Origin of the sequence: Duganella fentianensis (assembly GCF_009857835.1) — a bacterium.
In the GTDB taxonomy this organism is placed as follows: Bacteria; Pseudomonadota; Gammaproteobacteria; order Burkholderiales; family Burkholderiaceae_D; genus Rugamonas; species Rugamonas fentianensis.
In genome coordinates this window covers 1,719,646-1,732,811 of the sequence record NZ_WWCL01000001.1, presented here as the reverse complement: position 1 = coordinate 1,732,811, position 13,166 = coordinate 1,719,646, and the positions used below count along the sequence as shown (strand labels likewise).

Sequence of the window (13,166 nt, the reverse complement as noted above, 5' to 3'; positions counted from 1 at the left end):
TCCGGCTCCAGTAGTTGATTGATTAGAAATAGCGTGAAAAAAACAATACTACCCGATGCAGCACCTTCCTGCAGCGCTGCGCGGCTTGACAGACCGCCCCCGAACTGCAACCATACGGCCATGAATTTTCTGTCCACACTTAGTCCCTGCCTGAATTGGCGCCGCTGCTGACCTGCGGCCCTGAATCACCCCTAGTGATGTGATATTTTTATCAATGCCGCCCTCGTCTGGTGGCGTTTTCACGACTGTGCGCCGCCGTCAGGGCTAGTGTAAGCAACCTGAAGGAAGTCTGATGAGCCAGTCCCCTACCGCCGAAGTTATTGCCACCCCGGGCGCCAGCAAAGGCCCCGCCATCATCCTGACCGGCGACCGTCCCACCGGCCCGCTGCATCTGGGCCACTACGTGGGCAGCTTACGCAACCGCGTGGCTTACCAGCACGAGTACCAGCAGTTCATCATGCTGGCCGATGCGCAGGCGCTGACCGACAATATGGATGACACCAACAAGGTGCACCGCAATGTGGTGGAAGTGGCGCTCGACTATCTGGCCGTGGGCATCGATCCCACCAAATCGACCATCCTGATCCAGTCGCAGATTCCCGAGCTGGCCGAGCTGACCTTCTACTACCTCAACATGGTCACGGTGGCCCGCCTGGAACGCAACCCGACAGTAAAAACGGAAATCGCCCTGCGCGGTTTCGAGCGCGATATTCCGGCCGGCTTCCTCACCTACCCTGCCTCGCAGGCGGCCGATATCTCGGCCTTCAAGGCTTCCATCGTGCCGGTGGGCGAAGACCAGATCCCCATGATCGAACAGACCAACGAGATCGTGCGCCGCTTCAACCGCATCGCCAACCGCGACATTCTGGTCGAGTGCAAGGCACTGGTACCGGAAATCGGCCGCCTGCCGGGCACCGACGGCAAAGCCAAGATGAGCAAATCGCTGGGCAACACCATCAATCTGGGCGCCAGCGCCGCCGAAATCACGGCCGCCGTGAAAAAGGTGTACACCGATCCGCTGCACCTGCGGGTGGAAGACCCCGGCCATCTGGAAGGCAATGTGGCCTTCATCTACCTCGATGCCTTCGACCCGGAAAAAGACAAGCTGGAAGAAATGAAGGCCCACTATGTGCGCGGCGGTCTGGGCGACTCCATCGTCAAGAAGCGTCTGGAAGTGGTACTGCAGGAGATGCTGGCACCTATCCGCGCCCGCCGTGAAGAGCTGGCGCAGGATCGCGGCTACATCATGCAGATGCTCAAGGAAGGCACGATGCGCGCACGTGAGGTAGCCGCCAAGACGGCCGACGAAGTCAAGGCCGCACTGGGCCTGAGCTACTTCTGATGCCCTCGCTGGCGTCTACCCTGCTAGGCCTTGCGGCACTGTACGGGTGCGCCAGCATCATCAGCTACGTGCTGTACGCGCTGGATAAATCTGCCGCCATCGGCCAGCGCCGCCGCATTGCCGAACGCACGCTGCTGCTATGGGGCTTGTGCGGCGGCTGGCCCGGTGCATGGCTGGCGCAGCAGACGCTGCGCCATAAAACCCGCAAGCTGCCTTTCGTGCTGGCGTTCTGGTTCAGCGTGTTGCTGAATCTGGCCGCGCTGACAGGCTTGATGCGTTTCTATTTCAACCAGCAGGGATAGTCTTATGTGGCAGGGAGTGTTGTGCGGTTTGCTGGCGGGAGCCATGTGGGGACTGGTGTTCGTGGCACCGGCCTTCCTCACCGCGTTCACGCCGCTGGAACTGGCCTGCGGCCGCTACATCGCCTATGGCCTGATTTCGGCCGGCCTGCTGTTCAACCGCCTGCCTGCGCTGCTGCGCCGGCTCGACCGCGCCGATATGGTGGCGCTGCTCAAGCACGCGCTGGCCGGTAACATCGTCTACTACATGCTGCTGGCCATGGGTGTCAAACTGGCCGGCGTGGCAGCAACTTCGCTGATTATCGGCGTGCTGCCGATCAGCGTCACGCTGCTGGGCAAGAATGACCACGGCTCGGTGCCGCTACGCCAGCTGGCCTTGCCGCTGCTGCTGGTGGCGGCCGGCATAGGCTGCATCAACCTTGAAGTATTCTCGCAGCCGACGGCAGCGGGCGGACCGCTGGCCCACAAAATCATCGGCCTGCTGTGCGCAACGGGTGCACTGCTGTGCTGGACCTGGTATTCGGTCGACAACGCGCGCTATCTGAAGCGCAATCCGCACTACAGCAGCGGGGAATGGTCGGCCCTGTACGGCGTGTCCAGCGGCCTGATTGCGCTACTGATCGCAGTGGTGGCGCTGGCCATCTTCCATGCCGATGTAACGGGGGCCGGTGCGCAGGCCAGTGGCCGCGACTGGGGCCTGTTCTGGATCGTCAACGGCCTGCTGGCACTGGGCGCATCAGTGATCGGCAACCATCTGTGGAATATCGCCAGCCGCAAGGTGCCGCTTACCCTGTCCGGCCAGCTGATCCTGTTCGAGACCCTGTTCGCGCTGCTGTACGGCTTTATCTACAAGCAGCAGCTGCCGCAACCGCTGGAGATCGCCGCCATGGTGCTGCTGACGCTAGGGGTGATGTGGTCGCTGCGCGTACATGCGCTGGACGAAGACAGCGAAGCCCATGCCGGCTAGTACCTCGGCTAGCCTGCCTGCAGCGGGCTAGCGCGCCGCCCCGCTGGAGTCCAGCAGGCCGTTAGCACCCAGCACATCCTGTATCAGTTCCAGCCGCACCAGCGGATTTTCCTGTACCAGCAGGCGCTGTTTTTCCGTCATATCGAGGCGCAGCAGTTCGCACCAGCGGTTTGCCACCCAGCCCGCATCATCGAGCCGGTACGGCGGCGCCAGCTGCATGCGCTCGCTCGGTATCTGCTTCTTCTGCAGCGAACGGATCAGGGTAGCCAGCGCATTCGCCACATCCTGCTGCTCGCTAGGCACAGGCACATCGAGATCGTCGTTGAGGGCCACCACTTCACCCAGCCACAGGCCATTCTTCTGCTGCTCGCACGACAGTATGCGGAACCGCGTAGTGCCTATGCAGTGGATTTTCAGCAGGCCGGCGGCCGGCGCATCCCAGCTGATGATGCGCGCCATGGTGCCGGCGCCGCTGAGTTTCTCCTGCTGGCCGGGCACGCGCACCTCGCTACCTTCGAGCAGCGGCACGACGCCGAAAGCCTCGCCATTTTCAATGCAGCGCTTGACCAGATCGAGATAGCGCACCTCGAAGATCTGCAAGGGCAGATGGCCACCGGGGAATAAAACCGTGTTTAACGGAAATAAAGGGAGCGTTACCATAGCGCTATCATCGCACGAACTGGCCCGCTTGGGATTAGTGAATCCCTTACAAGTTTTATGTTTTTCTAAGGGCGCCGCACCAGCTGTCCGTTTTTCACCACCAGCACCACATCGCGCAGTGCCGTGATATCGCGCGTCGGATCACCCTTCACCGCCACCAGATCGGCCAGATAGCCGGTGCGGATCTGCCCCAGCGTCGCGGCGCGGTCCAGCACGGCCGCATTCACCATCGTGGCCGCATGCAGCGCTTCCGTCGGCGTCATGCCCAGCTTCACCATCCATTCCAGTTCACGCGCATTGCTACCATGGGCAAACACGCCCACGTCGCTGCCATTACCTATCACCACGCCGGCCTGCCGCGCCAGCCGGAAGGCCTGTGCTGCCGCCTGCATGGATGGGGTGGGCGCGCCGCCCCGCTGATACTTCTGGAAGTATTCGCTGGTCGCTTCGGGCGCCGTCAGGGTGGGGAAATACGCCACTTTGCGCTCGGCCATCAAGCGGAAGGTGGCGGCACTGCCGCCGTAACCGTGCTCTATGCTGTCCACACCGGCCAGCGTGGCGCGCCGCATGCCTTCATCGGTGCTGGCATGGGCGCTCACCTTGCGCCCCGAAGCATGGGCCGTACTGACCAGCGCATCGAGTTCGGCCTGTGTGAAGGTGGCATGGGCGCTGCCGTCCGGCCCGTTGCGGTAGTCGGCATACACCTTGATCCAGTCGGCGCCACGGGCGCTCTGCTCGCGCACGGCACGCACTACTTCTTCCACGCCGCTGGCTTCCTGTGCCCCCTTGGGCAGGTCAACGTCGGCACGATAGCTGCGCGGCGAGGGGCCGTAGCTGCCCGTCGCCACGATGGCGCGCGTCGCGATCCAAAGACGGGGCCCGGGAATCACGCCATCGTCAATGGCTTTTTTTATCGCCACGTCGGCATATAAAGCGCCTTCGCTACCCAGATCGCGCAAAGTAGTAAAGCCGGACTGCAAGGTCGCTGCCGCATGGCGCGCAGCTAACAGGGTGCGGTATTCCACCTGCTCTTTCAGAACCTGATCGTCCCACGAAGTTTCGTTATACGGATGCAGTAATACATGGGCATGCAGATCCATTAAACCCGGTATCAGCGTGGTATCGGGTAATTCGATACGCTGGGCAGCCGCATTGACACTTAATTGTGCGCTAGGACCGACGGCAGCAATACTGTTCTGGACAATTAATACCGACCAGTCGGTATGTACCGCTCCTTCGCCTGTCCATACCCGTGCCGGGGTTATTAATAGCTGGTTTATCGCGGGCGCCGGAGGTGCGGCCGCCAATAGCGCCGGCGGAATAAACAGCAAGGCTGCTCCGGTTAATAAGCGACCCGCCAGGGGCAAGCCGGATAGTTTCCCCAGACCACAGAATACCGATTTCACCGCAGAGTTAATAGTAGACTTCATCACGGGCGCCCATGGCTAAAACGACAACAGCGGGTTTATAGCCACTATAAACCCGCTGTTTAAGTATCGTAGTAACTTTTATTTAATCAGATACTGTTCTTTGTTTTTACCTTCCAGCCATTTCGGTGCACGACCGCGTCCCGTCCAGGTCTGGCCGGTAGCGTTGTCACGGTATTTGGCCGGCACCGGGGCGCGTTTCTTGCCGGATTTGGTCTTGCTGACGGAGCCCAGATCGGCAACCGTCAGGCCATACTCGCGCATGATGGAGTGTATCTGTTCGATCGCAGCAGTTTTCTCGTTCTTGCGCGCGGTTTCAGCCAGAGTTTCCAGTTCAGCGATCTTGGCTTTGTATTCCTGATAGGTTGTCATCTTATTTCCTTCTTATCGGCAGGAGCGGTTATAGATTAAGGCAGATTTTCCAGAAAAAATCCTACTGGCGAAATTTACCATAAGCTCAATTACTGAGTCACATCAATAATCGATAAATATCAATATAATCGGCAAATTCTGCCTTTTCCAGTGCGCAGATAATATTTCTGCAATACGCCAGCCCATTGCAGGATGATTACTGAATCGCCGGCATAAATCACCACGCCTGGCGCAGAAATAGTTGCCATGCTGCGGCGCAGCGATTAATTTATTTATGCAATAAAATCCCCAACAGTGCTACATTGCCGGTCCCGCATGCTATTCCGGCATACGGTTATACCCTCGCCGCCATGGATACGCCTACCGCCAGCCTCGCCCTCGCCATTACCCAGCTGTGTATTTCCATCATCATGGTCGGGGTATATTTTGCGGCGCCGGCAGAGCGCTATACCCGTTTATGGGCGCAATTCGGTATTTGCAGCGCAGCCGGTATGACGCTGATTATTTTCAGCGCCGAACGCCAGCCCGGCTTACTACTGATTATCGGGAATGTGCTGCTGTTCTCCGCCTGCGTGCTGGTCTGGGCCGGCATGCGGGCGTTTTTCGGCCGCCGCACCCGCCATAGCGGCTACGGCCTGTGCCTGGCCTTCACGATAGGTTACACGCTGCTGATCGGTTTCGAGGCGGCGTTTGCCTACCGCCTGCTGTTTAGCAGCGCCAGCCTGATACTGGTGTTCCTGCTCTGTCTGCAAACTTTACTGGTACGGGCCGAAGACGGTAGCAGCCAGCGCCATGCCTATGCCCGCCGTATGGCCATCGCCGGCCTGTGCCTGCTGCTGACGGGCCACGGCGCCCGCATCGCCATGCTGATGGCGCAGCGGGCAGGCACCACACCGGACGATTTCTCGCAGCTCAATGTCCTGCTGGTCTTCCTGATCCCGCTGGCCGGCACCGTACTATTCTTCCCTGCCCTGCTGCTACTGTATTTCGAGCGCATCAGGGACCAGCTGCTGCTGTCGCTCGATGCACGCCAGGATGCACTGGAAACCCAGAGCCGTTTCGTCGAAATGTTCTCGCAGGAATACCGCACGCCGCTGGCGATTATCCGCACCAACCTCGATATTCTGCATAACAAGCTGCGCGGCGCCAGCACTTCCACGCAACCGAATCTGGAAAAAATGCAGCGTGCTGTCGGCCGGCTGGTAGAAGTAGCCGAGACGGCCGTCAGCAGCGATCCCCGCGAAGACGGCAAGATCGGTCCGATACGCGAGCCCCTGAATATCACCGAACTGCTACGCAGCATCGCCAGCGAAGCAGCCAAATTCTGGGGCGAGAAGTACCCGCAGATCACACTCGATAGCGCCGCGGACTACAGCGTGAACGGCGATCGCACCCTGCTCAAGACTGCCCTGCTCAACCTGCTGGACAATGCCATCAAATACGGCCCGGCAGGCGGCCAGGTGCACGTGCGGCTGAGCGCTCAGGGCGACAGCCTGCGCATACTGATTAGCGATCAGGGCCCCGGCATACCGGAACACGAACTCGATCTGGTGTACGGCAAATACTATCGAGGTAGCCGTACGCGGCTGGTGTCCGGCAGCGGCATGGGACTGTATCTGGTACTGCGCATCATCAGCCAGCATGCAGGCGGCGTGGGCCTCGCCAACCGGCCCGAAGGCGGCACGGCCGTCACCATCACCCTACCTTTACTCGCGCAGGAGCATGCCGCTTGAGCGCTGCCATCAATGTGATACTGGTCGCAGACGACCCCGATTTACGCACGAGCCTGGCGCAATGGACGGCGCTGCACGGCATCCCCATCTGCGCCGTGTGCAAAGCTGCCGAGTTCTATCCGGCTTTGCCGGCCAAAACTGAAGCCAGCCTCGAAGCCGCACGATAGCGGCCAGATGTAGCGCTATAATGCGCCATCTTCATTTGTAGGAATCCGCCATCGTGTCCGACCGTCTTGCCGTGCTGCCGCAGTATCTGCTCCCCAAGGGAGCGCTGACCAATTTCGCTGGCCGTGTGGCCAATGCCCGCGGCGGCAGCCGCACCACGGCAATGATCCGCTGGTTCGTCGGCCGCTACAACGTCAATATGGACGAAGCGCTCGACCCCGACATCCGCAACTACCCCAGCTTCAACGAATTCTTCACCCGCGCCCTGCGTCCCGACGCACGTCCGCTGGCCGACGCCGACTTCATCTGCCCGGTCGATGGCCGCATCAGCCAGTTCGGCGCCATCGATGATGACCAGATCTTTCAGGCCAAGGGCCATAACTTCAGCACCACCGCACTGGTGGGCGGCGATGCCGAACTGGCCGCGCAATTCCGCAACGGCAGCTTCGCCAATCTGTATCTGAGCCCGCGCGACTACCACCGCATCCACATGCCTTGCGATGGCCGCCTGACCCGCATGATCTACGTACCGGGCGACCTGTTCTCTGTCAATCCCACCACGGCACGCGGCATCCCCGGCCTGTTCGCCCGCAACGAGCGCGTGGTCTGCGTGTTCGAGACAGCCCATGGCCCGTTCGTGATGACGCTGGTGGGCGCCACCATCGTCGGCAGCATGGCTACCGTCTGGCATGGCGTGGTCAACCCGCCCCGTTCCAGCCACGTGCGCGAATGGCAGTACGACGACCAGCAGATCGTGCTGAAAAAAGGCGCTGAGCTGGGCCGCTTCCTGCTCGGCTCCACCGTCGTCATGCTGTTCCCTAAAGATGTACTGGGCTTCAATCCGGCATGGCAGCCGGCAGCTGCCGTGCAGCTGGGCGAAACCATGGCCAACTGCCGCTAAGCGCTAGGCACTGCGCCCGGCCTGCGCGTCGAACACGCTTTGCAGCAGGTCGAGGAATACCCGGGTCTTGGCCGGCATCAGCCGGCGCCCGGGGAACACCGCCCACGCTGTCACCGGCGGGAAGGCCCACTCGGGCAAGACCCGCACCAGTTTTCCCGTCCTCAGTAATTCCCCCGCTATCAGTTCCGTCGAGGTGGCAATGCCTACGCCAGTAGCCGCCATGCGCACCAGCAGTTCCGGCGAATTGGCCTGCAGGCGCACGGGCAGATCGCGCTCCCAGCGGGTCTTGCCGCGCACCAGCGTCCAGTGCACCATGCTGCCCTGACGTGGCGGCAGGCTCAGTAGATCGTGCTGGAACAGTTCATCGGGATGCTCGGGCAGGCCGCGCAAACTCGCATATTCGGGCGCGGCATACAGCGCAATCGAACTGGTGGTAATCGCCCGCGCGGCCAGCGAGGCATCATCGGGCAGATTGCCCATGCGGATGGCCAGATCGAAATTCTCCGCCAGCAGGTCGACCCGGCGCGGCGACAGATCCAGCTCCAGCGAAATGGCCGGATAGTCGCGCAGCAGACGCGCCATCAGCAGGCCCATGGTCCGGTTGGCGAAATCGGCCGGCATCGAAACGCGCAGCAGGCCACTCGGCTCGCCCTGCCGGTGCTGGGCCAGCGCCCCCGCCTGTGCGGTTTCTTCCGCTACGCGGCGCGCATGTTCGAGCAGGCTGGCACCGAATTCCGTCAGCGTCAGCTTGCGCGTGGTGCGCAACAGCAGGCGTTCGCCCAGCTGGGCTTCCAGCAGCGCGATACGGCGCGACACGGTGGATTTGGGCAGCTGCACGCGCTGCGCAGCCAGACTAAAGCTGCCGCATTCGACTATACGGGCAAATAACAGCAGATCGCCGGGATCGATGTCCATGATTGTTCCATATATGGATTAATGTTATCCATTTTAACGGCTTCTGCCATGAATATGGAACTGATAAAGTACCTCCATCGCAGCACCGAACCCAACATCGTCAACAACGACCTAACACCGGAGGCATTATGAACATCCTGCAAATTAATTCCAGCGCCCGCAGCAGCGGTTCCGAATCCACCCGTCTGGCTGACGCTCTGGTTGCCAAAATCCGCGCCGCCAACCCGCAAGCGAGCGTACAGCGCCGCGATCTGGCCAGCGAACCTCACCCTGTGCTGGACGAAGCCGCACTGGGCGCCCTGTTCACCCCGGCCGACCAGCGCAGCGCCGCACAGGCAGCCCGCGTGGCCCTCGACGATGCCCTGATCGCCCAGGTACAGGCGGCGGACGTAATCGTGATCGGCGCCCCGACCTACAACTTCGGCATCACCACCCAGCTCAAAAGCTGGTTCGATGCGATTGCCCGCGCCGGTGTCACCTTCAAATACACGGCGACGGGTCCGGTCGGTCTGCTGAGCGGTAAAAAAGTCTACGTCGCGCTGTCGCGTGGCGGCCTGCATCGCGATGCGCCGACCGACACCCAGCTGGCACACATCAAGATGTTCCTGAACTTTGTGGGCCTGAGCGATGTACAGTACGTCTTCGCCGAAGGTATGGGCATGGGTCCTGAAGCTGTCGCCAAAGCGCAGGCACAGGCCGAAGCCGAAATCAACGCCATTCTGGTTTAAACCAACAGGGAGCACAACATGACGCAAGCAGTCACTCAGACACGCAGTGTCGAACGTATCATCACCGGCCAGGCCGTCATGGATGGCGCGGGCGTCAAGATCAACCGCATCCTGACCCAGACGCTGCAACGCCGGCTCGATCCTTTCCTGATGCTCGATAACTTCGGCAGCGATCAGGCCAACGATTACATCGCCGGCTTCCCCAGCCACCCGCATCGCGGCTTCGAAACGGTGACCTATATGCTGGAAGGCCGCATGCGCCACAAGGACAGCGCCGGCAACGAGGGCTTGCTGACCAATGGCGGCGTGCAGTGGATGACGGCCGGCCGCGGCGTGATTCACTCGGAGATGCCCGAGCAGGAAGAGGGCCTGATGTCGGGCTTCCAGTTGTGGCTCAATCTGGCCGCCAGGGACAAGATGTGCCAGCCATGGTATCGCGACTTCAATGGCGATCAGGTGCCGGCCTACACCACGCCCGATGGCGTGGCAGTAAAAGTCATCGCCGGCAGCAGCCATGGCGTCGATGGTGCCGTACAGCGCCCCGTGACGGAACCGCTGTATCTGGATATCCACCTGCCCGCAGGCGCCAGCTTCGAGCAGGCCATCCCGCCCGGCCACAACGCTTTTGTCTTCACCTATCAGGGTGCAGCACAGGTAGGCGACAAGGAAGTGGCAACGGGACGCATGGCAATCCTGGCCAATAGTCCGGCAGCGGACGGTCTGCGCGTGCATGCCAGTGAGGCGACACGCCTGATACTGGTGGCCGGCGCGCCGCTGAACGAACCGATCGCGCAATACGGTCCGTTCGTGATGAATACGCAGGCCGAACTGCATACGGCCGTGGAAGACTTCCGCGCCGGCCGCCTGGGCGAACAGGCGCCGCAGTAACGAGCAAGGGGCAGGCATCTCACGCTACAATGCGGCCATGATGCCTACCCTACTCCGCTGGCTGCGCCGGCTCAGTCACCTGCTCGGCTTTGAAACGGCCGAGTCCTTCCCTGCCGGCCATCTGTACGAGCGCACGCGCTGGCAGGGCGCGTATTTCGACATCGCTTCCGACGTCAGGCCGGAGCAGATCGAGCAGCGTCTGTGCGATGCCATCAGCAATACCCCGCTGGTGTTCGGCTACATCAGCAATCCCACGCCGCGCATGCAGCGCACCCTGCTGTCGATACTGGAAGAACGCATGCGCAACAACCGTGGCCGCGCCAGCGAACTGGCCGCACTGCTGGTGCAAGCCTACGATAGCCCGCACATCATGGAAGTGCTGCCCGGCCTGCGCGCCGCCGTTGCGGCCACCCGCCATGCCGACATGACGGAACGCGCACTCAATCTGATGGCATTCCTGAGCGATATGCAGTCGCCCTTCGACGTCATCGATCTCAATTAGGAAGTCCTCAGCGCACCGCAGACGCCGCCGGCTGCCGCGTCACAGCCAGCACTTCATGGCTGGGCACATAGCGGTCGCGCAGCGCCATGAAGGGCCGCTCCACCAGCTGGTACAGCAGAAAACCGGCCAGCACGCTGGCTGCCGCCATCAGCAGCACCGTGGCCCAGTGGTCGGGCTCCCAGCCCTGTGCCTGCAACGGCGCACGCAGCAACATGCACAGTGTCTTGTGCACCAGATAGATCGCATACGACCACAGCGCAATCGCACCCGCACCGGGTAGGCGCGCCTTCTGCAGCAAGGAGCCGGGACTGAGTGCGGCCAGCAGCAGTAACGCGTAACTGAGCCCCAGCAAGGGATAACCATACACCGTCATGGCATAGCCATAATGGTCGGCGAGGAAGTGCGACCACACCAGCGCCAGCGCAACGCCACCGGCCAGCAGCAGCCAGTTGCCATGCGCAGTCAGGCGCGCCCACACGGCGGCATGGTAGTTTTTCAGCAGGGCCAGTGCCACCCCCACCACCAGTTCGTCGAAGCGGCATAGCGAAGAATAGTAGATCAGCGTATAGAACGCGCGGCTGCCTTCCGGCGCAGCGGCCACGTAGCTGGTCCACAGATGGCTGCGGATCAGCATACCGCCTATCAGCGCAGCAGCCACGGCCAGCCATGCCAGCAGCAGCGACTTGCGGCAGGCAGCGATCAGCAAGGCCAGCGCCGGCAGCAGGAAATAGAACTGCTCCTCCACACACAGCGACCACGCATGGGAAAACGCGGTGCCCGGCTGCAGGCCGATATTCTGGGTAAAGGTGAGGAACTGCCATAACGGCGGCAGTACCAGATCCATGCGGAAGTAGGGCCAGCAGGCAAACAGCGCCAGCACCACGTAGAAATTCGGCACGGTGCGCAACAGGCGCCGTGCATAGAAGCGGCCGAGAGAAAACCGGCTGCCGCTCTGCTGGCTGCGCCGTATCGCACCCAGTATCTGGTTGCCGATCAGGTAGCCGCTGAGAGCAAAGAACAGATCGACCCCGCTCCAGCCTATCTCGCCGAACCAGCCCAGCGTGGGCGCGCCGCTGATAAACAGCATATAGTGGTTGGCAAACACCAGCGCAATGGCCAGTGCACGCAGGGTATCGAGTCCGGCATTGCGCGCGGTAGCGGTAGTAGTCATGCACGAATGATAACAAAACATGGCACGCCGCGCATAGTCGCCGCTGGCACAGCGCCACGGCGCCATGGTATAAAGCCGCTATCCTCCTACTACCCTCGGCATGCATGAACTCCAGCGACCACCTGCAATTTATCTCCCACCAGTACAGCGGCCAGCTGCCGGGGCCGCGCCTGATCGTGACAGGCGCCGTGCATGGCAACGAGACCTGCGGCACCACGGCGATCCGCCGCGTGCTGGCCATGCTCGACGAAGGCAGCCTGCTGATCCGGCGCGGCAGCCTGACGCTGGTACCGGTCACCAATCCGCTCGCCTATGCCAGGGGCGAACGGGCCGGCGAGCGCAATCTGAACCGCAACCTGTTCCCGCAGGAGGCGCCGCAGGATTTCGAGGACCGCATCGCCAACTGGCTATGCCCGCTGCTGGCGCGCCATGATGTGCTGCTCGATCTGCACTCCTTCAATGCGCACAGCGAAGCGTTTGTCATGGTCGGCCCGCGCAACAACGACGGCCCGCTGGAACCGTTCCGCCACGAACAGCAGGAGCGCGCACTGGCGCGTCGCCTCGGTGTGCGGCGTTTCGTCGATGGCTGGCTGCGTACCTATGGCGCCGGTGTGCAGCGCCGCCTGCGCCAGCAAAGCGAACTGCAGACCGTACTGCGCTATGGCATGGGCACGACGGAATACATGCGCAGCACGGGCGGCTATGCCCTCACGCTGGAATGCGGCCAGCACGACGACCCGCAAGCGCCTGAAGTGGGCTACCGCGCCATTCTGAATACGCTGGCCTTCCTCGGCCTGATCGATGGCCCGGTACCCGAGCCGATAGCGGCAGAACAGATGGAAGCATTGAGCATGGCCGCCGTGGTGGACAAACAGCAGGCCGGCGATGTCTTCAGCCGGCCATGGGCCAGCTTCGATCCTGTGCGGGCCGGTGAACAGATAGGCGTGCGCGCCGACGGTTCGGCGGAACTGGCCGCTTTCGACGGGCGCATCCTGTTCCCCGATGCTGCCGCCGGCGCCAACTGCGAATGGTATTACCTGTGCCGCGCTAATCCCGACTTCTGAATCGCCCGCGCCGGCGGCACGGGCTCAGGCCC

General features: G+C 61.9%; 15 protein-coding genes. 10 read left to right on the top strand and 5 right to left on the bottom strand.

Annotated elements, in window-relative coordinates; genetic code table 11:
* The first annotated feature begins 292 nt into the window (after positions 1–292).
* Genes trpS through GTP23_RS07570 form a run of 3 tightly spaced genes read left to right on the top strand, consistent with a single transcriptional unit; the run spans position 293 to position 2,608 of the window.
* Positions 293–1,342, top strand: coding sequence for a tryptophan--tRNA ligase (gene trpS / locus GTP23_RS07580; protein ID WP_161034510.1), 1,050 nt, complete (start codon positions 293–295; stop codon positions 1,340–1,342).
* Entirely contained in the window at positions 1,342–1,644 is a 303-nt protein-coding gene (locus tag GTP23_RS07575; RefSeq protein WP_161034509.1) for a DUF1294 domain-containing protein, read from the top strand. The genes trpS and GTP23_RS07575 overlap by 1 nt, the downstream gene beginning before the upstream one ends.
* A gap of 4 nt (positions 1,645–1,648) precedes the next feature.
* On the top strand, positions 1,649–2,608 hold the full coding sequence (locus tag GTP23_RS07570) for a DMT family transporter (protein WP_161034508.1): 960 nt from the start codon (positions 1,649–1,651) through the stop codon (positions 2,606–2,608).
* A gap of 27 nt (positions 2,609–2,635) precedes the next feature.
* On the opposite strand, the gene GTP23_RS07565 is transcribed toward GTP23_RS07570, so the two are convergent.
* The 3 genes from GTP23_RS07565 to GTP23_RS07555 form a co-directional block, all read right to left on the bottom strand.
* Positions 2,636–3,268: an LON peptidase substrate-binding domain-containing protein gene (locus GTP23_RS07565; protein ID WP_161034507.1), complete on the bottom strand. Its 633-nt coding sequence runs from the start codon at positions 3,266–3,268 to the stop codon at positions 2,636–2,638.
* Between the two features lie 65 nt (positions 3,269–3,333).
* Entirely contained in the window at positions 3,334–4,599 is a 1,266-nt protein-coding gene (locus GTP23_RS07560) for a metal-dependent hydrolase family protein (RefSeq protein ID WP_229255959.1), read from the bottom strand.
* Between the two features lie 177 nt (positions 4,600–4,776).
* Positions 4,777–5,067, bottom strand: coding sequence for an H-NS histone family protein (locus GTP23_RS07555; protein WP_161034505.1), 291 nt, complete (start codon positions 5,065–5,067; stop codon positions 4,777–4,779).
* A gap of 350 nt (positions 5,068–5,417) precedes the next feature.
* Between GTP23_RS07555 and GTP23_RS07550 the strand changes: the two genes are divergently transcribed.
* Genes GTP23_RS07550 through asd form a run of 3 tightly spaced genes read left to right on the top strand, consistent with a single transcriptional unit; the run spans position 5,418 to position 7,866 of the window.
* Positions 5,418–6,800: a sensor histidine kinase gene (locus GTP23_RS07550; RefSeq protein WP_161034504.1), complete on the top strand. Its 1,383-nt coding sequence runs from the start codon at positions 5,418–5,420 to the stop codon at positions 6,798–6,800.
* Positions 6,797–6,967, top strand: coding sequence for a response regulator (locus tag GTP23_RS07545; RefSeq protein WP_161034503.1), 171 nt, complete (start codon positions 6,797–6,799; stop codon positions 6,965–6,967). The genes GTP23_RS07550 and GTP23_RS07545 overlap by 4 nt, the downstream gene beginning before the upstream one ends.
* A gap of 53 nt (positions 6,968–7,020) precedes the next feature.
* Positions 7,021–7,866 (top strand): archaetidylserine decarboxylase, encoded by an 846-nt coding sequence (gene asd, locus GTP23_RS07540; RefSeq protein WP_161034502.1) that lies wholly within the window; start codon positions 7,021–7,023, stop codon positions 7,864–7,866.
* Between the two features lie 3 nt (positions 7,867–7,869).
* Here asd and GTP23_RS07535 read toward each other — a convergent pair whose 3' ends face one another.
* On the bottom strand, positions 7,870–8,781 hold the full coding sequence (locus GTP23_RS07535) for a LysR family transcriptional regulator (protein ID WP_161034501.1): 912 nt from the start codon (positions 8,779–8,781) through the stop codon (positions 7,870–7,872).
* A gap of 128 nt (positions 8,782–8,909) precedes the next feature.
* Between GTP23_RS07535 and GTP23_RS07530 the strand changes: the two genes are divergently transcribed.
* Genes GTP23_RS07530 through GTP23_RS07520 form a run of 3 tightly spaced genes read left to right on the top strand, consistent with a single transcriptional unit; the run spans position 8,910 to position 10,899 of the window.
* Positions 8,910–9,509, top strand: coding sequence for an FMN-dependent NADH-azoreductase (locus GTP23_RS07530; protein WP_161034500.1), 600 nt, complete (start codon positions 8,910–8,912; stop codon positions 9,507–9,509).
* A gap of 18 nt (positions 9,510–9,527) precedes the next feature.
* Positions 9,528–10,397, top strand: coding sequence for a pirin family protein (locus tag GTP23_RS07525; RefSeq protein ID WP_161034499.1), 870 nt, complete (start codon positions 9,528–9,530; stop codon positions 10,395–10,397).
* A gap of 40 nt (positions 10,398–10,437) precedes the next feature.
* Complete coding sequence (locus GTP23_RS07520) at positions 10,438–10,899, top strand: hypothetical protein (protein WP_229255958.1); 462 nt, start codon at positions 10,438–10,440, stop codon at positions 10,897–10,899.
* A gap of 7 nt (positions 10,900–10,906) precedes the next feature.
* Here GTP23_RS07520 and GTP23_RS07515 read toward each other — a convergent pair whose 3' ends face one another.
* A complete protein-coding gene (locus GTP23_RS07515; protein WP_161034497.1) occupies positions 10,907–12,070 on the bottom strand; it encodes an acyltransferase family protein in 1,164 nt (387 codons plus the stop codon).
* A gap of 104 nt (positions 12,071–12,174) precedes the next feature.
* Here GTP23_RS07515 and GTP23_RS07510 point away from each other — a divergent pair, with 104 nt between their 5' ends.
* A complete protein-coding gene (locus GTP23_RS07510) occupies positions 12,175–13,134 on the top strand; it encodes a M14 family metallopeptidase (protein ID WP_161034496.1) in 960 nt (319 codons plus the stop codon).
* Positions 13,135–13,166: the final 32 nt, after the last annotated feature.

What these genes read in the sequence shown, in the direction of transcription:
- trpS (WP_161034510.1), top strand. Translation starts at nt 293, where the DNA reads ATGAGCCAGTCCCCTACCGCCGAAGTTATTGCCACCCCGGGCGCCAGC.
- GTP23_RS07575 (WP_161034509.1), top strand. Translation starts at nt 1,342, where the DNA reads ATGCCCTCGCTGGCGTCTACCCTGCTAGGCCTTGCGGCACTGTACGGG.
- GTP23_RS07570 (WP_161034508.1), top strand. Translation starts at nt 1,649, where the DNA reads ATGTGGCAGGGAGTGTTGTGCGGTTTGCTGGCGGGAGCCATGTGGGGA.
- GTP23_RS07565 (WP_161034507.1), bottom strand. Translation starts at nt 3,268, where the DNA reads ATGGTAACGCTCCCTTTATTTCCGTTAAACACGGTTTTATTCCCCGGT.
- GTP23_RS07555 (WP_161034505.1), bottom strand. Translation starts at nt 5,067, where the DNA reads ATGACAACCTATCAGGAATACAAAGCCAAGATCGCTGAACTGGAAACT.
- GTP23_RS07550 (WP_161034504.1), top strand. Translation starts at nt 5,418, where the DNA reads ATGGATACGCCTACCGCCAGCCTCGCCCTCGCCATTACCCAGCTGTGT.
- GTP23_RS07535 (WP_161034501.1), bottom strand. Translation starts at nt 8,781, where the DNA reads ATGGACATCGATCCCGGCGATCTGCTGTTATTTGCCCGTATAGTCGAA.
- GTP23_RS07530 (WP_161034500.1), top strand. Translation starts at nt 8,910, where the DNA reads ATGAACATCCTGCAAATTAATTCCAGCGCCCGCAGCAGCGGTTCCGAA.
- GTP23_RS07525 (WP_161034499.1), top strand. Translation starts at nt 9,528, where the DNA reads ATGACGCAAGCAGTCACTCAGACACGCAGTGTCGAACGTATCATCACC.
- GTP23_RS07520 (WP_229255958.1), top strand. Translation starts at nt 10,438, where the DNA reads ATGCCTACCCTACTCCGCTGGCTGCGCCGGCTCAGTCACCTGCTCGGC.
- GTP23_RS07515 (WP_161034497.1), bottom strand. Translation starts at nt 12,070, where the DNA reads ATGACTACTACCGCTACCGCGCGCAATGCCGGACTCGATACCCTGCGT.
- GTP23_RS07510 (WP_161034496.1), top strand. Translation starts at nt 12,175, where the DNA reads ATGAACTCCAGCGACCACCTGCAATTTATCTCCCACCAGTACAGCGGC.